The organism is Haloarcula halophila (assembly GCF_029278565.1).
Classification (GTDB): domain Archaea; phylum Halobacteriota; class Halobacteria; order Halobacteriales; family Haloarculaceae; genus Haloarcula; species Haloarcula halophila.
Map to the genome: position 1 here is coordinate 308,331 of NZ_CP119560.1, position 23,317 is coordinate 331,647.

22 protein-coding genes are annotated in these 23,317 nt (G+C 61.7%); 13 read left to right on the forward strand and 9 right to left on the reverse strand.

Features of this window, described 5'->3' with window-relative positions; genetic code table 11:
* Window positions 1-121 precede the first annotated feature (121 nt).
* Entirely contained in the window at window positions 122-1,480 is a 1,359-nt protein-coding gene (locus tag P0204_RS17480) for a uracil-xanthine permease family protein (RefSeq protein WP_276223404.1), read from the forward strand.
* Window positions 1,481-1,491: 11 nt separating this feature from the next.
* Here P0204_RS17480 and P0204_RS17485 read toward each other — a convergent pair whose 3' ends face one another.
* On the reverse strand, window positions 1,492-2,007 hold the full coding sequence (locus tag P0204_RS17485; protein WP_276223406.1) for a universal stress protein: 516 nt from the start codon (window positions 2,005-2,007) through the stop codon (window positions 1,492-1,494).
* A gap of 207 nt (window positions 2,008-2,214) precedes the next feature.
* Here P0204_RS17485 and P0204_RS17490 point away from each other — a divergent pair, with 207 nt between their 5' ends.
* The 4 genes from P0204_RS17490 to P0204_RS17505 all read left to right on the forward strand — a co-directional run bounded on the left by P0204_RS17490 (window position 2,215) and on the right by P0204_RS17505 (window position 6,750).
* The gene (locus P0204_RS17490) at window positions 2,215-3,753 is read left to right on the forward strand and encodes a uracil-xanthine permease family protein (RefSeq protein ID WP_379802029.1); all 1,539 of its coding nucleotides are present in this window, start codon (window positions 2,215-2,217) and stop codon (window positions 3,751-3,753) included.
* 166 nt (window positions 3,754-3,919) lie between these two features.
* A complete protein-coding gene (locus P0204_RS17495; protein ID WP_276223408.1) occupies window positions 3,920-4,330 on the forward strand; it encodes a hypothetical protein in 411 nt (136 codons plus the stop codon).
* Window positions 4,331-4,368: 38 nt separating this feature from the next.
* The gene (locus P0204_RS17500) at window positions 4,369-5,790 is read left to right on the forward strand and encodes a dihydroorotase (protein ID WP_276223410.1); all 1,422 of its coding nucleotides are present in this window, start codon (window positions 4,369-4,371) and stop codon (window positions 5,788-5,790) included.
* 201 nt (window positions 5,791-5,991) lie between these two features.
* A complete protein-coding gene (locus P0204_RS17505) occupies window positions 5,992-6,750 on the forward strand; it encodes an IclR family transcriptional regulator (protein ID WP_276223412.1) in 759 nt (252 codons plus the stop codon).
* Window positions 6,751-7,293: 543 nt separating this feature from the next.
* On the opposite strand, the gene P0204_RS17510 is transcribed toward P0204_RS17505, so the two are convergent.
* The 3 genes from P0204_RS17510 to P0204_RS17520 all read right to left on the reverse strand — a co-directional run bounded on the left by P0204_RS17510 (window position 7,294) and on the right by P0204_RS17520 (window position 9,796).
* A complete protein-coding gene (locus P0204_RS17510; protein ID WP_276223414.1) occupies window positions 7,294-8,058 on the reverse strand; it encodes a cyclase family protein in 765 nt (254 codons plus the stop codon).
* 542 nt (window positions 8,059-8,600) lie between these two features.
* Window positions 8,601-8,954 (reverse strand): DUF7970 domain-containing protein, encoded by a 354-nt coding sequence (locus P0204_RS17515; protein ID WP_276223416.1) that lies wholly within the window; start codon window positions 8,952-8,954, stop codon window positions 8,601-8,603.
* Window positions 8,951-9,796: a ParA family protein gene (locus P0204_RS17520; protein ID WP_276223418.1), complete on the reverse strand. Its 846-nt coding sequence runs from the start codon at window positions 9,794-9,796 to the stop codon at window positions 8,951-8,953. The genes P0204_RS17515 and P0204_RS17520 overlap by 4 nt, the downstream gene beginning before the upstream one ends.
* Window positions 9,797-10,611: 815 nt before the next feature.
* On the opposite strand from P0204_RS17520, the gene P0204_RS17525 reads away from it, so the two are divergent.
* Window positions 10,612-12,486 carry an ABC transporter permease gene (locus P0204_RS17525; RefSeq protein WP_276223419.1) on the forward strand — a complete coding sequence of 625 codons (1,875 nt, stop codon included), beginning with the start codon at window positions 10,612-10,614 and terminating at the stop codon, window positions 12,484-12,486.
* Here P0204_RS17525 and P0204_RS17530 read toward each other — a convergent pair.
* Window positions 12,483-13,391 carry an ABC transporter ATP-binding protein gene (locus P0204_RS17530; RefSeq protein ID WP_276223421.1) on the reverse strand — a complete coding sequence of 303 codons (909 nt, stop codon included), beginning with the start codon at window positions 13,389-13,391 and terminating at the stop codon, window positions 12,483-12,485. The genes P0204_RS17525 and P0204_RS17530 overlap by 4 nt on opposite strands.
* A 404-nt stretch (window positions 13,392-13,795) precedes the next feature.
* Between P0204_RS17530 and P0204_RS17535 the strand changes: the two genes are divergently transcribed.
* The 5 genes from P0204_RS17535 (at window position 13,796) to P0204_RS17555 (ending at window position 20,122) form a co-directional block, all read left to right on the forward strand.
* A complete protein-coding gene (locus P0204_RS17535) occupies window positions 13,796-14,854 on the forward strand; it encodes an ABC transporter substrate-binding protein (RefSeq protein ID WP_336406470.1) in 1,059 nt (352 codons plus the stop codon).
* 142 nt (window positions 14,855-14,996) lie between these two features.
* Window positions 14,997-15,509, forward strand: a complete 513-nt coding sequence (locus tag P0204_RS17540; RefSeq protein WP_276223425.1) for a hypothetical protein — start codon at window positions 14,997-14,999, stop codon at window positions 15,507-15,509.
* Window positions 15,510-15,710: 201 nt separating this feature from the next.
* Window positions 15,711-16,328, forward strand: a complete 618-nt coding sequence (locus P0204_RS17545; protein ID WP_276223427.1) for a class I SAM-dependent methyltransferase — start codon at window positions 15,711-15,713, stop codon at window positions 16,326-16,328.
* A 110-nt stretch (window positions 16,329-16,438) separates the two neighbouring features.
* Window positions 16,439-17,752: a cytochrome P450 gene (locus P0204_RS17550; protein ID WP_276223429.1), complete on the forward strand. Its 1,314-nt coding sequence runs from the start codon at window positions 16,439-16,441 to the stop codon at window positions 17,750-17,752.
* Between the two features lie 171 nt (window positions 17,753-17,923).
* Window positions 17,924-20,122, forward strand: a complete 2,199-nt coding sequence (locus P0204_RS17555) for a histidine kinase N-terminal 7TM domain-containing protein (RefSeq protein ID WP_276223431.1) — start codon at window positions 17,924-17,926, stop codon at window positions 20,120-20,122.
* A gap of 39 nt (window positions 20,123-20,161) precedes the next feature.
* Here P0204_RS17555 and P0204_RS17560 read toward each other — a convergent pair whose 3' ends face one another.
* Window positions 20,162-20,644, reverse strand: coding sequence for a metal-dependent hydrolase (locus P0204_RS17560; RefSeq protein WP_276223432.1), 483 nt, complete (start codon window positions 20,642-20,644; stop codon window positions 20,162-20,164).
* Between the two features lie 49 nt (window positions 20,645-20,693).
* On the reverse strand, window positions 20,694-21,248 hold the full coding sequence (locus P0204_RS17565; RefSeq protein WP_276223434.1) for a phosphatase PAP2 family protein: 555 nt from the start codon (window positions 21,246-21,248) through the stop codon (window positions 20,694-20,696).
* A 173-nt stretch (window positions 21,249-21,421) separates the two neighbouring features.
* Here P0204_RS17565 and P0204_RS17570 point away from each other — a divergent pair, with 173 nt between their 5' ends.
* Both P0204_RS17570 and P0204_RS17575 read left to right on the forward strand, forming a co-directional pair.
* Window positions 21,422-21,595 carry a hypothetical protein gene (locus P0204_RS17570; protein WP_276223436.1) on the forward strand — a complete coding sequence of 58 codons (174 nt, stop codon included), beginning with the start codon at window positions 21,422-21,424 and terminating at the stop codon, window positions 21,593-21,595.
* A gap of 97 nt (window positions 21,596-21,692) precedes the next feature.
* Window positions 21,693-22,079 carry a hypothetical protein gene (locus P0204_RS17575; RefSeq protein ID WP_276223437.1) on the forward strand — a complete coding sequence of 129 codons (387 nt, stop codon included), beginning with the start codon at window positions 21,693-21,695 and terminating at the stop codon, window positions 22,077-22,079.
* 1 nt (window position 22,080) lies between these two features.
* Here the strand turns inward: P0204_RS17575 and P0204_RS17580 are convergent, their stop codons facing one another.
* Together P0204_RS17580 and P0204_RS17585 are read right to left on the reverse strand one after the other, a co-directional pair.
* Entirely contained in the window at window positions 22,081-22,926 is an 846-nt protein-coding gene (locus P0204_RS17580) for a class I SAM-dependent methyltransferase (RefSeq protein WP_276223440.1), read from the reverse strand.
* Between the two features lie 2 nt (window positions 22,927-22,928).
* Window positions 22,929-23,303: a 6-pyruvoyl trahydropterin synthase family protein gene (locus P0204_RS17585; RefSeq protein WP_276223442.1), complete on the reverse strand. Its 375-nt coding sequence runs from the start codon at window positions 23,301-23,303 to the stop codon at window positions 22,929-22,931.
* Window positions 23,304-23,317 lie beyond the last annotated feature (14 nt).

Consider the following 23,317-nt stretch of genomic DNA (forward strand, 5'->3'; position numbering starts at 1 on the left):
TACACGTGGCGGGGACACGCCGTGATCTCACTCTGTCAGGGATGTCGTGACCGATTTTCTCCCACGGCCATTCCTGACACGAGAGTATGATTTATTACGAACAGTTTGCGTACGGGGTACCATGGAGACTGATACCACAGATAGTGAGAGCAGTATTGTACAGTACGCTATCGAGGACAAGCCGCCCCTCGGCGAAGCGATTCCGCTGGGGTTGCAACACCTCGGAGCGATGTTCCTCTCGACGGTCGCGTTGCCGTTAGTCATCGCCGGCGCGATCGGCCTCGACGGTGCACAGACGACCTACGTCGTCCAGATGGCACTGCTGGTCGCCGGTCTCGCGACGCTGGTACAGGTATACTCCGTCGGCCCTGTCGGTGCTCGGCTGCCGGTCGTGATGGGAACCAGCGCCATCTTCGTCGCGCCGCTCATCAGCATCGGGACGTCTTTCGGTGTCGCGGCGGTCTTCGGGGCGGTCATCGTCGCCGCTCCGGTCGAGATGGTCATCGGCTATTTCTACGACGATTTGCGACAACTGTTCCCGCCGCTCGTGACGAGCATCGTCGTGATGCTGGTCGGACTGACGCTGATTCCGGTCGCCATGGACTACGCGGCGGGCGGACCGGGCGCGGAATCGTACGGCGCGTTCGTCAACATCGGATTAGCACTGCTCGTGTTCGTGGTGGCCATCGGACTCAACCAGTTCTTCGAGGGGTTCCTGTCGGTCGCGAGTGTCCTCGTCGCCGTCGTCGTCGGCTACATCGCGTCGATCCCCTTGGGACTTCTCGACCTCTCCGGCGTCGGGAGTGCTGGCCTGATCTCGCTGCCCAGCCCGCTCGAATTCGGCGTCAGCTTCGAACCGACCGCGATTCTCATCGTCGCCTTCGCGTATCTCATCACGTCTATCGAGACGATCGGTGATATCGAGGGGACGACCGGTGTCGTCGACAGGCAACCGTCCAACGAGGAGATGGAGGGCGGGCTGCTTGCCGACGGCGTGATGAGCATGGTCGCGGGCGCGTTCGGTGCGTTCCCCAACACGTCTTTCTCACAGAACGTCGGCCTGATCGGGTTTACCGGCGTCGCCAGCCGGTTCGTCGTCGCTATCTGTGGGGTGTTTCTCGTTCTGCTGGGGTTTTTCCCGAAAGTCGCTGCAGTCATCAGCGCGATGCCGGACCCGGTTCTCGGCGGCGCGGCGATCGTCCTCTTCGGGATGATCTTCTCGATCGGTCTCCGCATCTTCGCCGACCGCGTGGCGTCGTCACAGCGCAACCTGACCATCGTCGCGGTCTCCATCGTCCTCGGTGTCGGCGTGGAGGTACGTCCGGACGCGGTCTCGGCCTTCCCGGAGGAGATTCAGGTACTGCTTGGCTCCGGGCTCCTCGTCGGTGGTCTCACCGCGGTCGTGTTGAACGCGGTCCTCCCCGGTGGGAGAGCACCGACCGAGCCGACGGCTGCTTCCGAGAGCGCTACGACTGAGTAGTTCCGGTCGGACTACCGGACGACCAGTACCGGAATCGGTGACCGGCGGACGACCTTCTCGGCGACGCTCCCGAGCAGTACTCGCGCGACGCCGTCGCGCCCGTGGCTCCCGAGCACGACGAGGTCGTACTCGTTCTCTTCGAGGTACTTGACGATAGCCCGATCGGGGCGACCACGCATCCGGTCGGTCTGGATCTCGACTCCGTGCTCCGATGCGATCTCCCGTGCCATGCCGAGAGCGGGGTCGCCGGTGTCGTCCTCCTCCGTCTGGTCCGGTGACTTCCCGCCGGGTCCCGGGAACGCGCCGAGGTCACCGGGCGCCGAAGCGGAACCGGAATCGGTGTCTCCCTCGTCCGCCTGCTCCTGGTCCCCCCCGGACGGTCTCGAGAACGCCCCGAGGTCACCAGTGTCCGAGGAGACGACGTGTAAGGCCGTAAACTCCGCGTCGGGGAAATTTTCGAGCGCGTACCGGAGCCCCTCTTTCGCGCGTTCCGAGTCGTCCACGGGGACGAGAATACGTTGTCCCATACCGGATCTTGACGGGCGTTCATAATATAAGTTGGCCCGACAATTCCCTGTCTGTCGTTCGCGAGAGTGGGACTGACCGCTAGAACAGGTTTGAGGTGCCCGTGAATAACCCCACCCATCAATAGTTTTATCACCCTGTTAGTATATACCAATCCTATCGCAAGCTATGGATTGCCATGACGAGCATTCCAGCAACCGGTGATACTAATGACAGAACCAGACGACGCAACTGAAGCACGCACCGACGGCGGAAACATGGTAACGTACGGTATCGAAGACAAGCCACCGCTGGGGAAGTCGGTCCTGCTCGGGACACAGCACTGGCTGACGATGATCGGGTCGACGATCGCGATTCCACTTGTACTCGCGGGAGTCCTGGGGTTCAACGGGGGACAGACGGCCCAGCTGATCGCGACGTTCTTCCTGGTCTCGGGGATCGCGACCCTCGCACAGACGACCATCGGGAACAAGTATCCGATCGTCCAGGGGGGGACGTTCTCGATGCTCGGGCCGGCTATCGCGATCGTCGCCGCCCTCGGAGGCGCTGACGGCGGCGCGAGCTCGACGGTCATGATGCGGGAACTCCAGGGGGCGATCATCGTCGCCGGGGCTGTCGAGGTCCTCATCGGCTATCTCGGCATCTTCGGTCGCCTGAAGAGGTATATGGGGCCGATCGTCATCGCTGTGGTCATCACGCTCATCGGGTTGGCGCTCATCAGCGTCCCGCAGATCATCTCGGCTAACCAGAACTGGTACCTCGCGGGTCTGACGCTCGTGCTGATCACGCTGTTCTCGCAGTACCTCGACGATTACTCCCAGGTGTTCAAGTTATTCCCCGTCTTGCTCGGTTTGGGTGGGGCGTACCTACTCGCGCTGGTGTTGTCGGTCGCGGGAGTCGTCAATATCGTCGATCTCAGTCCGATTGCAGAGGCGCCGTTGGTGCGTGTCATCACGCCGTTCCAGTGGGGGATGCCGCTGTTTACCACCTCCTTCATCGTCGGGATGTTCGCGGGAATGCTCGCGTCGGCCATCGAGAGCTTCGGCGATTACCACTCTGTCGCCCGTATGGCCGGTGAAGGTGCACCGAACAAGAAGCGCGTCAACCACGGGCTCGGCATGGAGGGGATCGGCAACGTCTTCGCCGGCATCATGGGTACCGGGAACGGCTCCACGTCCTACACCGAGAACATCGGTGCCATCGGTATCACGGGCGTCGCCTCCCGGTACGTCGTCCAGGTCGGTGCGATCGTGATGATTCTCGTCGCCTTTATCGGCCCCTTCGGTGCGTTCGTGACCACGATCCCCAACGCCATCGTCGGTGGGCTGTTCCTCGCGATGTTCGCACAGATCGTGGGTGTCGGGCTCTCGCAGCTCCAGCACGTCGACATGAACCAGAACAGGAACGTGTTCGTGCTCGGCTTCGGGCTGTTCGCCGGCCTATCGATTCCACAGTACATCTCCGGACTCGAAAGCGGCGCACTTGAGACCGGGCTCAGCAACGTCCCCGTATTCGGTGCGGTGCTGGGCATCCCGGAGGTCGCACAGACGATCAGTATCGTCATGGGGACGGAGATCGCCGTCGGCGGACTCGCCGCCTTCATCCTCGACAACACTATCCCGGGTACCGACGAGGAGCGTGGACTGACCCAGTGGGAGGAGATCACCGAGGACGCCGACGAGTTCGAACCGTTCCACCAACAGTTGCTCTCGGGCGGTGACTCCGGACCGAAAGTCGCCGACGACTGAACCTCGGTCGCCCGTTTGAGCTGGACTCCACTCTTTTGACCGCTCGGAACGAACTTCCGCCACTGGCCACGTCTTCGACCGAGAGCACGTGGCGATGGCGGTGCCGGACGCTATCGACTGCGCCCGCTGTCCAAACTGCAAAGTGGACCCCGTTGCTTTTCGAACTATGACACAGACGAACGACGCCGTCGACGTGACGCGGATGTCGCTTCGCGACAGCGGCTGGATCGGATACACCGACGATGCGGTGTACATCGAACGCGACGGAGAAAAGATACAGATCGCCAACGAACACGTGAGGAAGGTGACGCTCCAGTCCCTTCGGTGGGATCTCGCCGTCATGAGCGTCCTCCTGATCGGGGTCGGCGGCTACGTCGCGATAACCCGGAACCCACTGGTCGGAATCGCGTTCGCCGTCGTCGGCGTGCTGAGCATGTACCGGACGTACGGAAACCGGTACGCGCTCCGCATCCAGATCGAAAACGAATCCAAGCCCGTGACAGTGTATCCGACGTATCCGGTCGAATGCCACGAGACGATCGTCGATAGCATCGAGGGTCGCTCTCGCGACGGGTAGGAAAAGCTAAGTCGCGTGGGTGAGTGATGTGAAACAGCATGTCGCAAGCAGACTTGCGGATACGCAATGCCCGAGTTGTGACGCCGAACGGAACGATTCTGGGCGGTGTCGCGGCGACGGATGGATCGATCGTCGCGGTCGGCACTGACCGGTCGCTCCCCGAGGCAGACCGCAGTATCAACGCCGACGGCAACTACCTGATCCCCGGGTTCATCGACCCGCACGTCCACTGGGGCCTCTCGCGCTACGAGTACGAATACCACGAGGGACTGGCCCACGACTTCGAGACGGAGACCCGCGGGGCCGTCCACGGCGGCGTGACGACCGTGGTGAACTTCCTCCTCCAGCCTGATCCGTACCTGCCCGACATGGACTACTTCATCGAGGCAGGCGAACAGAACTCCTACATCGACTTCGGGTACCACGCGATCGTCCACAAGGACCACCACGTCGACGAGATCGAGGGACTGGCGGATGCCGGCATCCGCTCGTTCAAGATCTTCTACAACTGGTACAAACACGCCTCACCCGAGTTGGGGATCAACCACTCCGATTCCGGGCGTGTCTACAAGGTACTCGACAGGGTCGCCGACATCGAGAACGGCGTCGTCATGTTCCACGCCGAAAACGAGGATCTCGCGTACGAGCGGCGCCAGGAACTCCAGGAGGAGGGCCGCAACGACCTCCAGGCGTGGTCGGAGTCCGCACCGAACGTCGCCGAGGCGATGCAGATCGAGAACATCGCCAAACTCACCGACTACACCGACTCGACCGCCTACATCGTTCACATGAGCACGGGCGAGGGGGTCGACATCTGTCGGCGGTATCAGGAGCAGGGCGTCGACATCAACGCGGAGACCCTGCCGGCGTTTCTCGCCCACACCAAGGAGGAAGACCTCGGCGTCTGGGGGAAGATCTCCCCGCCGTTGCGGGGCGAACAGAGCAAGCGGAAACTCTGGCAGGGGTTGCGCGAAGGCGTCGTCGACTACGCCGGCACCGACCACTGTCCGCACAAGAAGCCGTTCAAGGAGAAAGAAGAGGGGAAATACGGCGATATCTGGGACGCGATCCCGGGGGACAACAACGGCATCGAGTACTTCCTGCCGGTGATGATGAGCGAAGGTGTCAACAAGAACCGCATCAGCATGGAGCGTCTCGTCGAGGTCTGTGCCGAGAACAACGCCCGCCGCTGGGGACTGTATCCGCGTAAGGGTGCCCTCGTCGAGGGCGCCGATGCCGATATGGTACTCGTCGATCTAGAGAAGTCCGCCGTCGTCGACGACGACTTCTATCACACCATGGAGCCGCGCTACTCGACGTTCCACGGGGACGAGCTTACCGGCCTGCCGACCCACACCATCGTCGGCGGCGAGGTCGTGGTCGAAGACGGCCAGTTGCAGGTCGAAAAGGGCGGCCGTGACTACCTCCCACGGGATGCCGACGGCGTCCCGATGCCCTGACAGCCGATACCTGACAGCGTTCCACGAATTCGGTTCTCTCGTTGGTTCTGATCGACCACCATTGGGACCGTGTGATTGTCACACACCCGCTATCCCGCCATACAGAATATTTATTCTATCTGGCCGGTGCGTCCCTGTGAATCGGATACTCATTTCATTCTATGAAAAAGCTATTTACCCCGTCAAGATGTAGCTGGTTGTATGGGCTCCAACGTTCCGGTCAACGCGGTCGAAACGACGCTTCGGATCGCAGAGGCGTTACAGGAACACGAATGTGTCGGCGTGACGAAACTCGCCGACGAGATCGACCTGCCCCAAAGTACGGTGTTCAACCATCTCAAGACGCTGGAACAAAACGAGTACGTCGTCAACGAGGGCGGGTCCTACCGTCTCGGGTGTCGCTTCCTCAAACTCGGTGCGAAAGCCCGTTCGTACCACGATGTCCACGAGGTAGCCCGACCGAAGATAAACCGACTGGCGAAAGACACCGGCGAGATCTCCGCACTGCTCGTCGAGGAGCACGGACTGGGCGTGTTCTTACACCGGGCCGAGGGCGAGCAAGCCGTCCATATTGATAGTTACATCAGCCAGCGGATCTCTCTCCACGGTGCCGCACTCGGAAAGGCTATTCTCGCTTCCCTCCCCCGAGAACGTGCCGTCGATATCGTCGAACGCCGTGGTCTACCGGCGTTGACCGAGAACACGATCACGGACCGTGACGAACTGTTCGACGAACTCGACCGGGTCGCCGAGCGGGGTATCGCGTTCGACGACCAGGAGCGGCTCAACGGTCTCCGTAGCGTCGCTACACCGATAACTGACGGGAACGGGGCTGTCCTCGGTGCGGTCAGCATCGCCGGTCCGACCAACCGTATCCAGAACGATCGGTTTCGTGAGACGTTCCCCTCGAAACTCTCCGACATCAAGAACGTCATCGAACTCGACTTGGCCTACTCGTGACCCTCGTATCCCATCATATGAAATACGTCGGTTTCGGGACGTACTTTGCCGGTTAACGGCTCGTGTCTCCCGTTAAGCTATCCTCTCAGTGTCGATTGAGCGGAAATGCTCAACAGAATATCAGACGTACGTTTGTTACGCCAGCGAATCAGGTTAACGATTGACATGGATGGGGGCAACCAGTGACCGAACGTTCATTCAGTCAGGCTAAATAGATCCCACCCTGTAACATAACCAACCGAATCGAAAACGTTCGTATCCCACTATACAGGATAGCTTTCGTTCTCGTACGCAGTGGTCCAGGCGGAGCGATCAACACTGGTGTGACACCGCTGCAACCGCCCCCGACAGAGGGTGACCAGCTGATGCGCACACGCCGAGAGATACGACCGCGTAGCCTGTCCATCCCACAACTGTGTCTCTCGTGGCGGAGATCCACAGTCAGTGACCCACGCACGTGCTCCGTGGCGCTACCGGGGGCCGTGGTGACAGAAAACAGTTATAATTCGGGGAGTGATCGGTCTGCCGGACCGCGATGCAGTCCTACGTCTCTTTGAACGCGACGACACGGGAGACGCTCGACTCGCCGCCGCGGAACCGCCACGGGAACGTACCGATCTGGACACGCTCGTTGAGCAACTCCTCGGGCACCTGTGCGTTCTCGACGTGGATGATGCCTTCGGGGAACAGTTCGGTATGCATCAGCTGGTACCCCTCGGGTGGGAATACTTCGTCGAGATCGTCGACACCGAGGTGGTCGGCCGCTTCGTCCGCCAGTTCGGGACGGATATCACGGATAACGGTGTTCATCGGGTGATCCGCGCTCCCACAGTCGAGGATCAGGTAGTTTAGGTTCTTCTCCTGACACCACTCGGCGAATTCCTTGTTCGGGCCGGGGTGTTTACAGAAGAACCTGTGTGGGTCTGCCTCCTCACGGTGCCACGCGTGCTTCTGATAGCCGGTGTGGATAAAGAGGATATCGCCCTCTTGGACATCGACGACGTCCTCGATCATCTCGCTGGTGTAGATATCGTAATCCCCGACCTTGTCGGAGATATCCGCGACAACAGCGTCGCTGACGAGTTCGTCGAGTGGGACTTCCTCGATGTCACGCCCGCTCGCGACGAAGTGTTTCTCACCGTCCAGATGCGTCCCTGTGTGGTTCATGAACTCGATTTTCTGCCCGTTTACCTTCTCGGTGTCTAGGCTTTTTTCGTACCACACTTTGGGGTTGTCGTAGGTCGGCCACGCTGGGGTATCTCCTGACCACGGCTGTGTCAGGTCGTACATCTCATAGCCATCAAGCATACACTGATAGCTACACCAGTAACTGAATTAAACCTTGGGTACTGGCCGTGGTATTGGGTGGTCGCCCGCTGTAGATCCGTATCGATAATCACGGGGAAGCGGGTTTTCTGATCGGCTAGCGTGTTGGAGCGGGCTTTGACTGACTGCGTTCGGCGAACACTGGAGAGTCGTTGAACTGCAAAGGGTATTCTTAGATCTGCCTCCGCGTCCGAAACTCGTCTCACACCATTCTCCTCAGTCAATCGCTGAGATTCCCGTGGACAATACACCGATACGTTTTAGCTAAATAGTATAGCCATTTTGCATGTCCAATGACACTGCTATTCCCGTTCTTGCCGGTGTACCTGGCCTGCCCATCCCAGCGAGGTCACTAAACAGAGTGGATAGTCAGATTGAGCGTACGAGTCAGCTGGGTAGAATAGTCAGAAAGTGTAGCTGATATAGTTAGAAAGTATAGCTATGTTATATAGGCACTCTAGTCAGTTGATCGGGCGAACTATTGACAGTAGTTCAGTGAGCCGAAAGAGCCAGTCGGCGTTCGGTCAATCCCAGTCGTAGCCCCATTCCCGCAGTTCTTCGACGACAAGCTCCGGATTGTCCATCGCGACAACGAGCGCCGCTTCAAGCGCATCGGTCTTGTAGACATCTTCGCCGAGTTCGTCTTCGAGAGTCCTGATAAACGAGGATTCCCGATCCTCGATGTGTGGTCTGAGGAAGATCGGACGCTGTTTCCTGTCGGCTTTTACCGACGACCGTCGGAACTTGTACGGAATTTCCGGTGAACTATCGACGGACTCGGGCTCCGTCCCTGTCGAGTCTGGTGACCGGTCAGGCTCGGACGACGTACTCTCCGTACTCGGTTCGGCAAACGGATCGTCACCGGAGCCCGATTTCATGCTGTTGCCTCCTGTTCTTGCGGCGAACGCAACCGAGCGGCTAACTCTTCGAACTGTTCGAGCGTCTCCAGTTCGTAGTCGCGCTTGCGGGACCTGTGTGTCTCGACGTACTCGAAGGCAGAGCACTGCTGACGCCAACACCCTTCGAGAAGGGACGTCCGCTCGCGGAAGACAACAGGGACATCGTAGTCTTGGTTTCGAAGCTCCTCAAGCATCTCCTGTTGGTCATTGGTTCCCTTGAACCGGTTCGGAACAGCAGCGAGGACGCCGACGTTGATGTCAAGCGTCTGCTCCAACCCATCGACGAGGTCTGCGAGGCCTGTTACCGACTGTTGCCCCTTCCCACTCGGTTCGAACGGGATCACGAGGTTCCGCGTCGCGTGGATAGCGTTGTATAGCTTTACGTCCGCTGTGGCCGGCGGGTCGACGACGACGGTATCGTATTTTTCGGGGACGCCGGCCTCCTTTAATACACGGAGTAACTGGACGTTCGGATTCCAGTTTTCGCCGAAATCGGCCGCTTCCTCCTCTCTTCGGCGGAGGTGTTTCGAGAGGACCTCCAGCGAGTTGTGAGCGGGAACGATATCGACACCTTCGGAACGCTCGATGAGCCCGCTAAACTCGCCGCGTGGCCGCTCGACGAGGTGTCTAACGAGACTGTCGGCGTCCGAATCTGTGCGGTTGTCTGCCACGTCGAAGAGATACGAGAGGCTCCCCTCCTGTGGGTCCATATCGATCGCGAGGACGTCGTTTCCGGCCCTCGCGTCAGCGACAGCGAGGTTGCCTGCCAACGTCGTCTTCCCGACGCCACCGGCCTCACTGTACACCGTGTAGGTGAGCATACGTGACCGTTCGGCGGATGCCGACTTAAAGATTAGTCAGACGGTATAGCTATACAGATTAGCTATACAGTCTCGCGGATTCGACTGTCGCCGAAGTACTGGACAGTCTGCGAAACTCGCACCCACGTCGTCGGGACGAACCGTGTGGAATCACGATCGGCAGCGTCCTCTCTACTACTGGCTTCGGGTACTCGGCGTCCGTTACGCTCATCCCACCGGAAAGGTGTGAAAACCGCTCACGATGGGGCAGCCCCGTCGAAAACAAACGTAGCCCTCGGCCCGCATTACAATCGTAAACCACATCTCGATATACCCATCTCACTCGGTGTCACAGAAGTAGATGCGATCTCTGATGACAGTGTCTTCGCAAAAACTGAACCACCATCTATCTTCGGTGGACGCAATAACCGTCGGATGCGGTTTCAGCGGTCATGAGACACCGACGACGGACGGACCGTCACGCTCGACTCCGGACTGTTCCTCGAAGCGAACCCGGATGTCCTGATCGTTCTCGTTCCGAGGGCAGGGTCTTTCGACCGAGAGAAAATTCGACCAGGGCTTGCAAACGACGAGATCGCCCATGAGATCACCGATGTACAGGAAGGCCAGATGTATGTACAGGGTGTGCGGCGACAGGGGCCGATATTGAATCGCTTCCAGTCGGAGATGGCCGCAAGGCAGCCCTCCCCCGATCAATTCGGAGAGGAGCCCGGCTCGGTCAACGGGGAGTTCTAACGACGGACCCTTTACAGGGCTGTTCACAAACAACAATATCGAGGCTGTTAAGTCAGATATCTTCCATATATCTAGCACCGATGCCCTCCACTCCGGTTGCTCGTACTGAATACCGCCGCTATCTTCGCGGGAAGACACCGTGGATCGTCGGCGTCTGTTTCGTTCTTCTGTCCCGGTTGACGACCCCTCCGGGTTCTGAAGAAATCGAAATACTGACGGATGCAGTGGTATTGGCGAACGCTCAAGTCGCTGTCGCAGTAATCGTTCCGTTCGCAGCTACTGCGCTCGGGTTCCGCGCGATAATCCAGGAACGTGAAGCCGGAACCGCACGGATCCTCCTCGGGACGAAACTTACACGGCGTCGGTTCGTGCTCGAAATGGTTCTCGGACGTGGACTGGCCCTTCTCGTACCGATTCTCGGTGGAACCATCCTGGTAGTCGGCTACGATGCCGTTCAGTACGGTCGCTTCTCGGTAACGTTACTGGCTGGATTCCTCGGCCTCTCGACGGTATACGTATTCGCGTGGACGGGGATACTAGTTGGCCTCTCCGCTGCGGGTTCGTCAACGACCCGTGCGGTCATTGCCGGATCTGTCGTGACGATTTCGTTCGCATTCTGGGACAACGTGACTCTCGCGTTTCTGTGGCAGATCGCAACCGGATCACCGCCCGGGAATCAGATGGCGTATCCAACCGTGTTCGCGATTGCCGAATGGGTCTCACCGATGAGCGCGTACAACGTCCTCACGAACTGGCTGTTCGGTGTTCCGGTGGGACCTGACCGCGCTGTTACCCAGGTTTCCGATGCGATCAGTGAAACAGGACGGTTCACGCCGACAGCCGCTCCCATACCTGCATGGTGTGGGGTTGGCTTCCTCCTCGTGTGGCCCGTCGTGTCGCTGCTTGGGGGAACAGCGATGCTCCGACGGGCCGACATCACTCCCAGTGGTGGGACGGGAGTGTTTGGAACGCTTGTAGACCACTGTCCATCGGTACCCTGGTTCAGTGGTCATCGGTTCCGAAGCACGACCGGACGTGACGGGGTCGTCGATGCACTCCCGGGGTCGTGGCAGCCGCTTGCTCGCCGTGAGTTCTCCCGTCTCGTCCGGACATCCCTCGTCTGGGTCGTTGGTCTCCTCGTTCTCGTTGCTGGTGTCGCCAGTCTCTCACCGGATAGATACGTTCAGGCTGCACTCGGTCCGCGCGTTCCGCTTGCTGCGCTCCAGACTCCGCTGGGCTTTCTGGGCGGTTTCGGCGTCCTCTTTGGAACGTTCCGTGCAGTCATACGTGAACGTACCACAGGTTCCATCCGGCTGACCGCTGGAACCGGCGTATCACGGACAGCTACCCTCGTTGGGCTCGTTGTCGGACGAGCCAGCGCGTTCGCCGTGCCGATTGTCGCTGCTGTGTTTCTCACCTGTCTCGTCGCCGTCCCTCAATACGGGGTTGTGCCACTCACCACGTTTGCTGGCTTTCTCGTGTTCACGCTCGTATTCGTGGTGGGGATGGCCGCCCTGGGGGTCACGGTATCCACCATCGTCCGGAGCCAGTCGGTCGCTGGCGTCACGGTCCTGCTCTTCGCTGTCGTCCACGTCGCGTGGTACTCCCTTTCGAACACGATCTACGGTACACTCACGGGCACCTCCGTAACTGGATTCGCTCCGCCGGAGAACCCGACATACCTCTTCGTACGCTGGTTGCCCCCGTTGCAGTTGTTCAACGTCGTGACCAACGCCATTATCGGCGTTCCGAACTCAGCGGGATCTGCCACTGGTGTGATCAGCGAGCTTCAGCCGAATTACTTCTCGAATATCGTCGTCGTACGGATCGATTACGGTGTTGACGTTCCAGCGTGGTACCTTCACCCGGGGGTGTCGGGTATCCAGCTGGGACTCTGGTTTGTGCTCCCCTTCGGGCTCGCACTGCTGTTGTATCGATACCGGAGTATCGACTAATCCGTATTGGTGGTCGCCAGTTCGACGAACGCGTCCTCGATCGTCCCCGCTTCACTGTCAAACGACCGGATCGTCGCCCCTGTACTGTCGAGTGCATCCAAGACACGATAGCGAACGTCACGAGGACAGGTTACGATAACGTGTCCATCCTCACGGGAGAGACGTTCGACCCCGTCTAACTCTCTGATCGCCTGTACCGCGGTATCGTCGGCGTCGGTCTCGATTCGCAGGTGCGTTTCGACGCCAGCCATCTCTCGGAGTTCCGTCGGTGTTCCCTCAGCGATAAGCCGTCCCTGGGAAAGTAAGCCGACGCGGTCACAGACGCGCTCTACTTGATCGAGGACGTGGCTGGAGAAAAAGACGGTCGCTCCACGGTCGCGTTCAGCAGCGACGACCTCCCGGACGAGACGCACTCCGTACGGATCGAGTCCGGAGAACGGCTCATCGAGAATCAGCAGTTCCGGATCGCCTGCGATCGCCATCGCAAGACCGAGTCGTTGACGCATCCCTTTCGAATAGCCACCGGCGCGCTGGTCGATCGCATCGTCGAGACCAACGCGATCGAGCACCGTTTCGGGGTCACCAGTTGCATCGTTCGCATCGAGGATGTATTCGACGTGTTCACGCCCTGTAAGAGTAGTATACACGCCGAACTGATCGGGGAGGATACCAGTTTGCGCGTGAATCGGACTGGCTTTTTGCCGAGCGTCCATCCCGAGAACGGTCGCAGTTCCCGCTGTCGGTCGGGTATAATCCATCAGCATGTCGATCGTCGTGGATTTTCCAGCGCCGTTGGGTCCCAAGAACCCATACACTTCACCCTCCCGGACAGTGAGATCGAGGTCAGCAACGGCGGAACTGCCGTTATAGCGCTTTGTGAGCCCTGTCGTCTCGATTGCAGTCATCGTGAGTTCACCCAGCCATGGAGGAGCGTTACTACAGGGACAGGTACGTCGAGGACCATATCCGAACGTCGCTGAATACGTCTAAAAATATTGGGGAGTAGCCGCCTATTCTCTACTATTTCGTCGAAGACGCCCGACGGGAACGTGACTGTCCGGATTCGATCGCCGATTACTGTCTCTCTGCCAGCCTAGAAATCGGCAGGGTTATATTGTTTTAGGTTGGCCTTAAACTCATGCCGAGAGACGAGACGGAACGAGGTGCGCCGACGCGCAGGGAGTACGTGAAGTACAGCGGGGCAATCGTCGGAGGAGGATTGCTCGCAGGATGTACGGACCAATCCGAGTCCGGATCGACAACGGAGTCTACGAGCACGTCCACGGAGGAGCGGTCTTACACAGCTACGATGCCGCCGGTTGGTGAACTCACGCTCGATACCCCTCCCTCCTCGTGGGTCGGCGGTCTCGGGTTCACTGCGGACGTGTTGACCGCACTCGGCCAGGCCGACGGTGCTGTCGGTATGGCCGACCCTCGGTTCTGGTATCAAGGGTTCTACGACTTCCTCGACGGCGTGACGGCACCCGAGAAAGCGGACCTCACCCAATTTACGACGCCGGAACGTGATACCGATCTCGAGGTACTGTACGAATTAGACCCGGATCTGCTGGCTGTCGACCCGAACCCCCTCATCTCGATCTACGGGCTCGAAAAGGGGGAAGCCGAGGAGATTCGAGAGAACGTCGCACCCTGGTTCGGGAACGAGAGTCGACGAAAGCGCTTCGACGGGTGGACCTACTGGCCGGTCGGTGAGCCGTATCCCTATCTCTCCCTTCCCGAATACATTCCGAAGTACGCCGAGTTGTTCGGTGAACCGCGACGCGGCGAAGCACTGCTCTCACTCTACGAACCGTTCATCGAGGACGTTCGCTCGCGCGTTCCGCCGGAAGAGGAGCGTCGATCCCTGGCGCTGGTGAACGGACGATACAACCCCGAGAACCGCGATGGTTGGGTCGTCTATAACCCGAAATCGGAGATCGAACGGACGTGGGGGAAGAAACAATACCGTGATCTGAACGTCGTCGACGCGTTCGCGGGCGCGTACGACGGCCAATCCTCTATCACGGTTGACTTTGAGGGACTGTTGGAGTACGATCCGGACGTCATCATCTTCAATTTCGGAATCACGTATCGGGACTTCCAAGGCGAAAACCTGATCCGGAAACAGCGAGCGCTCCTCCAGGACCATCCAGTCGGCAGCGAGGTGACTGCAGTCGAAAACGACGACCTCTACGTCGGTGGCACCCCGTATCAGGGTCCGATTATCAACATGTTCCAGACGGAGATGGCCGCAAAGCAGCTCTACCCCGACGAATTTGGGGCGTATCCCGGCTACGGCGAACTCTCGGGGAGTGAGCAGTTGTTCGATCGGAAGCGGCTCGCAGACATCGTCACCGGAAACTTCTGACGGTGAGTCCCGTCTAGATAGGCAACAGAACGCGATACGAGAGCCGGAGGATGCTTTTCACCTCGGGCTCTCTCGCGGCTTTGTGTCACGACCCACGTCGGACCGACACTTCTTTTTTCACCGCGCCCACTCCAGGCTATCTATGCCCTTGACTCCCTTTCATCTGGGTCCGGGACTGTTACTCGGGCTGCTCCTGTTCCGGTACGTCGATATGCCGACCGTCGTTCTCGGGAGCGTCCTCGTCGACTGGCGTGCAGCATTGGTCTTCGGTGGGGTGTGGCCCGGCCCGCGCCACGACTGGATGCATAGCTACCTGGGCAGTCTGGCCTTCGCCGTCGTCCTCGCCGGTGTGATTCTCCTCGTGCGTCCCTCGATAGCCGAGTACATGCGACGGGCGAAACTCCGCCAGCGGGTCTCGAAACGGACTGTCGTCCTCGGGGCGGTTTCGGCCGTCACCGTACACGTGACGATCGATGCCTTCCATCATCCGCTGATGGAGCCGTTCCTGCCGGCCGGTGGAAACCCACTGTACGGCCTCTTTACGACGAGCGAGATGCGACTGTTCACCGCGTTCTGTCTCTTTCTCGGGATGCAGCTATACGTGGCCCATCTCGTCGACGGCGTCGGCTTCTCGCTTTCCGGACCGACGGAGTAGAGACACGCCAGCCGCTGGGTCCCGATGTGTACCACGGGATAACTGTCTGAACCTAGTGTTTAGCGCCGTCACAGTGACGGAACCGGCGCGTACGAGCAGTTCGAGCGTGGCGTGACTCTCCCCGATATCGTGACGAGGGCCGTGCCAACCGTGTCCGGACGATCCCGTGAGGCATAAACGAGTGTCCCCCTTCGAGCCGGTATGGACCCGGACGATGTCCGAGCGGATTGGGCCGATCGGTCGGGAAAGTACTCGCCGGAGTACTACGCCGACATCGGTCCCAACGAGGTGAGCGAGACGCTCACAGACGTGCTCGACCACTACGTCGGGACGGAGGCGACGATCTTAGAGATCGGGTGTGGCTCCGGCCGCCACCTCGCTGCCCTGTTGGAGCGGGGTTACGAGAACCTCTCCGGGATCGACATCAACGACGAGGCCTTCGAAGTGATGGCGGACCAGTATCCGACACTCCACGACCGGGGCACCTTCCACGTCGGAGCCATCGAAGGGCTTGTTTCGGAGTTCGACACCGACGCGTTCGACGTCGTCTACACCGTCGAGACCCTCCAGCACATCCATCCGGACGACGAGTGGGTGTTCGAGGAGATCGCCAGGATCGCGGGTGACATCCTCATCACCGCTGAAAACGAGGGCAACAGCCCACAGCGGGGCCGCGGAGAGACGGCCGTGAGTCAGGTCGACGACGAGTTCCCGCTCTATCACCGCAACTGGAAGACGATCTTCACGGAGCTCAGGTTCGCACAGTTGATCCGGGAGCCGACGAAGAGAGACACGATACGAGTCTTTCGGACCGTTTGATCCATCGCACCGATCGAACGAGGGTAGAGCGATCTGTTTCGACCCCCCGAGCTGCATCTGTGGGGCTCCAACAGCACGCTGATAAGCCCCGCGGCGGTGTGGACACGTAGATGCCCCGAGAGACTGCACCGCCGCCGTCACCGGCGGGGCACCCAGTCGTCGGCCACGCGCCGGCGTTCGCGAGGGATCCGTTCGGCTTCGTCAGCGACGCGGTCGAGTCGGTCGGCGGGCGGTTCGTCATGAACCTCCTCGGTCGCGAGATCTACGTCCTCGCCGACCCCACGGACATCGAGACCGCGTTACTGGACCGGGAGTCGTTCGCGAAACTGGAGGACTTCCGGATCGCGTTCGGCGACGCGTTGCTCTCCGTCGAGGGTGAGCAGTGGCGACGCCAGCGCCACGCGATGGAGGGGTTTTTCAGCCCACAGCGGATCCGCGACCACGCCGACACCATCCGGGAGGTGACCGAACGCCACACCGACGCCTGGGAGCCCGGCCAGCGGATCGAACTCGACAGCGAGATGCGCCAGCTCGCCCTGGAGAACCTTTTCGAGGTAGTCCTGGGCCACTCGCTGTCCGACGAGGAGTTCGACGAACTGGCGACGGCCGCACACGCACTCAACCTGTGGTTCAAACCGAGGTCGTGGGTGCTCCCACACTGGGTCCCGACGCCCGCCCGCTACCGGTTCCGGCAGGGAGCCGCCGAGCTACGGTCGTGGGCGGAGTCGCTGCTCTCCCGGACTGGCCCGGGACCGGCCGACGAGAGTCTGCTGTCGGCGCTGGTGGCCCTTCGCGACGATCCGTCGACGGCGTTCGACCAGGAAGAGATACTCGATCAGGTCGTCGGGATGCTGTTTGCCGGCCACGAGACGACCGCCCTGGCGATGACCTACGCGCTCCACCAACTCGGACGGAACGGTGACGTTGCCGAACGGGTGGCCCGGGAGATCGACGACGCGGTCGAGGGGACTCCCGCGCTCTCGACAGTCCGGGACCTGTCCGTTCTCGACGACGTGATCGACGAGACACTCCGGCTGTTCCCGCCGGTGCATGCAATCCCTCGGGTGACGACCACCGAAGTGTCCCTGGGCGAACACACGATTCCACGGGACACGGAGGTCCTGCTGGCGGTCTGGAACCTTCATCGGGACGGCCGGTTCTACGACGACCCGGAGACGTTCCGGCCCGAACGCTGGGTCGATACTACACCCAGGGAGAGGGGCTACGAGTACGTCCCGTTCGGTGCCGGACCGCGGATCTGTATCGGCCGTCACTTCGCCCGACTGGAGATGAAACTCGCACTGGTGACGGTCCTGCGCCGCTACCGGATCGAGGCACCCGAATCAGTCTCGGTCACGCCACAGATGACTTCACAGCCCAGTGGGACGGTACCCCTGAAACTACGGCCCCGCGAAGACGCGTAGGAGGGTTCTCGCGGCGGTCCCTCGAGATGTAGGTAGGGGGAGACAGCTATCGATCGGCACGTCACCGATCCAGGAACAGATATCCCGAATGATAGGAAGACTATTCATTCTCGCTAGTGTACCCCGACCCACGGTAGCACGTCTACCACAACAGTTGTCACGGATACCACGATGATCTTCCGACTCCTCTTTACCGGCGTCCTGTTGCTCTCGGGCGTCTCGACGCTGGCGCTGGCCGTCTTCGCCTATCGGCACCGGGAGACCCCCGGTGCGGTTCCGTTCGCGGGGCTGTCGGCCGCGCTCGCCCACTGGGCGTTCGTCTACGCGATCGGGCTCCAGATACAGACGCCGACGCTCAGGGTCATGATCCTACAGATCCAGTGGATCGCCCACCCGACGATCCCGCTGTTCCTGCTTCTGTTCGGGCTCAGCTACACCGGCCACGACGAGTGGGTGACACGGAAGACCGTCGCGATCGTCTCGGCGATTCCGGTACTCGTCGTCGTCGCCGCGCTGACGAACCCGTGGCACGAACTCCTCTGGACGGCGCAGTCGGTCCACATCGTCGAGGGGATGGCGGTGCTGGTCCCGACGTACGGGCCGTTGTTCTGGATCAACATCGTCTACGGCTACGGGATCGAGGTGGTCGCCATCGCGGTCCTCCTCCGGTTGGTCTATCAGTCGGATCACCTCTATGCGGATCAGTCGGCACTACTGCTGGTCGGGATCATGGTCCCGTTTCTCGCCAACGTCCACGAGATATTCATCGTGGGATCGACCCCGGCCGTCGACTACACGGCGATCTCGTTCGCGGTCAGCGGGCTCGCCTTCGGGTACGCGGTGTTCCGGCGACAGCTGTTCGATCTGATCCCCGCGACACGGAAGCTCGGGCGGAGCGACGCGATCACACAGCTCGATACGGGCGTCCTGATCGTCGACACCGAGGACCGGATCGTCTACGCGAACCCGGAAGCGGGCACGATCTTCGACCGCGATCCGAGTGCGATGGTGGGCCAGCCGGCCAAGTCGGTCGTCGACGAGCAGTGGCTCTCTTTCGATACGGAGGACGCGCTCGGCGAGGTCCAGCGTGGTACGCGGACCTACGAGATCCGAACGTCGTCGATCACGGATCGGAGCGGCCGTGAGTTGGGGACGACGCTCGTCTTCTACGACGTGACCGCCAGGACGCGACGCGAACAGGAGTTGGTCACGGTAAACGAACTCAACGCCGTGATCAGAGGCGTCAACCAGACACTGCCGTCCGTGACCGGCCGTGAATCGATCGAAAGAGCGGTCTGTGACCGGCTCGCGGAATCCGACCTCTACGCTGGCGTCTGTATCGGGGACGTCCAGACCTGGGCCGGCGACGCGGATCGCTGGCGAACCACCGGCGACGTGCGAACGGATTCGTCCGGCCACCCGAGCGCCATGTCGAGGGCACCGCCGCGACTCGACAACGGACAGCTCAGGGCGATCGGAGACAGCGATGGGACGGAGCTGACACTCCCGGTGGAACCCGACGGGGCATCGAACACGTGGGTCGTCGTCCCGGTGGTCTACGGCCAGACGGTGTACGGTGCGATGGGACTGTTGGTTCACGAACGCGACGTCAGTGACCGCGAGCGGAGCGTGCTCCGGGAACTGGGCGAACTCGTCGGTCACGCGATCGACGCGTCGGAGGTCGAGGCGCTCACAGCGGCCGACGGCGGGGTACAGCTCACCGTCGCCGTCGCCGACGAGAGCGATCCGATCGCCGCCGTGACAGCGGACGGGGAGGTCCGTCTGGAGACCCTCGGGATCGTCTCGGCCGGAAGCAACGACGGACACCACCTGCTGCTGGACGTGACGGCGGGCGGCGCCGAACAGGCCAGATCGCGGCTGGCCGCTGCGGGTGTCGAAGTCGATACGGTCCACGGCGATAGCGGGGACGGGCTCCTGGATATCGCGATCGGCCAGGCAACGTCGCTAGCACCGATCTGTGAACGGAACGCGACGCTACTCAAGGGGACTGTCGCCGACGGAACAGCGACCTACGAGGTGTTCGTCCCGTCGGCGGCAGAGGCACAGGCGTTGCTGGACCGACTCTCGTCCGCGTTCCCGGCGACGACCCTTCGGACGAAACGCAAGCGTGAAAACCCGTTTCGCGCTGCCGACGGGCTCCCGTCGGACGGGCTCGACGAACTGACCGCAAGACAGCGGGAAGCGCTGGGCGTGGCCTACCGTGCCGGATATTTCGAGTGGCCTCGGGAGGCCAACGCAGAGGAAGTGGCCGAGTCGATGGGGATCAGTTCGCCGACGCTCCATAGCCACCTTCGGAAGGCGCAGGCGAGGCTGTTCGCGGACGTGTTCGAGGGCACCGACGACCCCTGAGCCGTCGGCGGCCGAATAGACAGTCGGACGGTCAGGGAGTCACTGCTCGTCGCTGTCGGGTCGACGGGCAGCGGACCGTCTTCGTAGGTCGGAGACGGCGATCCCGACGGCGACCGTCCAGATCAGGAGTTCGAGGAAAAACGACGGCGACCAGAGGTAATAGACGAAGAACTCGCCGGGAGGGATCGCCAGCGGCGTCGGCGGGGTCACGAGCGGCCAGCCGAGAAACAGCGCGTCCCCGGGACGACCGTTGACGACGATGTGGAGAGCGTCGAGAAACAGGTGGGAACCCCAGCCGACCGCGAGAGCGATCCCGGTCCGTCCGGTGTACGCGGCCGCGACTGCCAGGGGAACCACCAGCGCGGAGTGACCGACCGTGTGATAGAGGTCGACGACGCCGGCCATCGCGAGTGGTTTATCGACGAGGTCGGGCAACGCTGCGCCGACGATCAGCCACAGCGGTGCCAAGCGCGACCAGCGACCCACTGACGCGGCCGCGAGGAGATGAGTCAGGAACAGCACACGGTCGATACGAGGGTCTACGCGCACTTGACTCTGCGTGGTCCCCCGCTCAGCGACCGCGGTCGATCGACGGCCACCCGTACCGGTCGAGGGACCACGTCGCGACCACGACAGCGCCGACACCGATCAGGACGCCGACGACGGTGTCGCTCAGGAAGTGAGTCCCGAGGTAGATCCGCGAGACCGCCACGAGGGTGGCGATCCCCGCGACGACACCGGTCGGAAGCCGCTGGGAGTCGCCGGCGACGAGTGCGAACACCGTCACCGCCGCGGCGTGGTCCGACGGGAACGAGTGGGGAGCCACGCTCGCTCCGTCCGTGAGACAGACGGGCTGGGGCGGAAACGGCCGCTGGACGAGTGCCATCAACGAGACGACGACGATCCCCGAGAGGAGCAGCGCGATCGTCCCCACTCGCCGTTCCCGCTGCCAGCCTGCCACGTAACAGAGCCCGAGGAACACGGCGGCCGCAGACGCCGAGCCCAGTCCCGTCACCGAGGTCATGAGCTTCGTCAGCACGGGGTGGCGAACCGCGAGGATAACGTCGACCGTCGCCGCATCGAGTTCGAGGACCCACGCGAGCAGTTCGGAGAGCAACTCCCTCATCCGTCCTGCTGTCCGGGCTGAGAAGTGTTTCGCTGGAATCGTGATACGCGGACGGTCGTAGCGAACGGTCGGATCATCTGCGCCGGCATAGGGACCGCCGTCGGAAACCCGTTTGGCGTCCCGAGGGGCGCGCCGACCCGACGGTATTTGTCAGTCGAGCGCCAACTGTCGGTATGGGACTGGCAACCGACTTCGTCAACGGGACGATCTCACTACTGATCAGCGTCGCGGTCACCGTCAAGCTAGCCGACGAGGACGACGGCCCGTACAGCCTCGGCGAGATGGCCCTCGCCGTCGCTATCACGGGCTTTCTCTCGGGGTTCTTCACGAGCTACTTCGCGAAGTGACACCGGGCCGTAGCGGTGCCCGCCGTTGGACTACCCGCAATGGTCGGCGTCGGCTTCCCGGCCGATGATTTATTCTTCCGTAGGCTAACCGTACAGCATGAGCACGGCGACACAGTCCGGCCCGATCGATCTCGATAGCTTGGGTCCGCTCCACTACCTGGGAATCGTCCTCGCACTCGTCAGCGGACTCATTCACGTCCGTCTCGGGCTCTCGTTCGCGCCGAGCCCGCTCGGGCTCTCCTTTCTCTTCGCTGGCGTCGTGTTCGTTCTCGCGTGCGTGGCAGTCGCCATGGACTACCGACGACGACTCGTCTACGGGTTGGGGGTCCCGTTTACCGCCGGTCAGATCGTCCTCTGGTACGTCGTGAACTTCGCCGGGGGTCCGAAGGCGTTCCCCGCCGACGTGGGGACGCTGGGAGCGATCGACAAGATCGCACAGCTCGTCCTGGTCGGCGTGTTGGTGGTGCTGCTCCGTCGGGAGTGAGTCACGGCGCGTACAGCAGGTCGTACTGGTGGGCGACGTAGGTCAACGCCTCGTCTGCGAGTTGTCGGCGTCGCGTCGCGAGCCAGTCTTGGGCACCGTCGACTGGACCGTCGGCGACTGCATCGGCGACGAACCCCAGGATACACTCCAGGAAGTACCGCTCGTCGGCCGGGTAGCCGTACGCGCGCGGGCGGACTATCCAGTCCGAGCTTCCGGCCGCCAGTAACTCCCCGTCGGCGGCCCGGAACCGCTCCATGAGGTGTCGTCCGGTCCGGGGGTCCCGTCCCGGCTGTCCCGCGATACTGTCGTGGTAGGCCCGTTCGATCCGGTCGTCGGCTGGATGATCGGGCTGGAACAGCGTCGTGCCGTCGAAGGTAATCGGGAGGTACGCGAGCCCCTCAGGCCCGAGGGCACGGTCGATGGCGTCGAGCAGGACGTCGTGGGCCACTAGGTCGGCGAAGGCCTGTGCGATCACGAGGTCGGCGTCCCGGTCCTCGACCGCCGTCGCGTCGCCGACGACGAACTCGACCTCGACGGAGCCGTCCGGTCCCACGGCGAACCCGTCGTCGGTTCGTGTGACCGTGTAGCCACGCTCTTCGAGGTCCGTTCTGTGGGTCTCGCGGGCGGACTCGACGAGCTCCCGGTCCTGTTCGATCCCGACGTAGTGGGACGGTTCGAGTCCCCAGTCGAGGAGGCGAGGGACCGTCACGCCCGTCCCTGGAGCGAACTCGACGACGGAAGGCGCGTCCGGGAGTCGGGCCACCAGCGCGTCCCGGACCCGGCGGTTCAGCGCGCGCTCGTCGACGGTGCGTTTCGCTTCCAGATACCGGACCTGTGCGTGATCCATGGTCACAGCGTCCGCTCGTAACTCGCCCACGCAACGTCGTCTTCCCACAGCCGGACCGTGAGCCGCTCGGGTACCGTCGTGTCGAGTCGCCGGGCGATCTCGTCGGCGAATATCCGTGCGAACCGCTCGACGCTCGGGTTTCCTTCGAAGGCAGGGAGGTCGTTCAGCAGTTCGTCCCGATACCGGTCGGCGAGTGCGTCCAGGACCGCTTCGACGTCGTCGATGTCGACGAGGTAGCCGTAGTCGCCCAGTTCCGGCCCGGCGAACCGGACGTCCGCCTCGTAGTGATGACTGTGGATCTCACCCTCCGGTCCAGGGTTCGGGACCGTCAGGTAGTGTTGTGCCACGAAATCACGGGAGACGGACAGTTCGTACATGGCCGTTCGGTGGG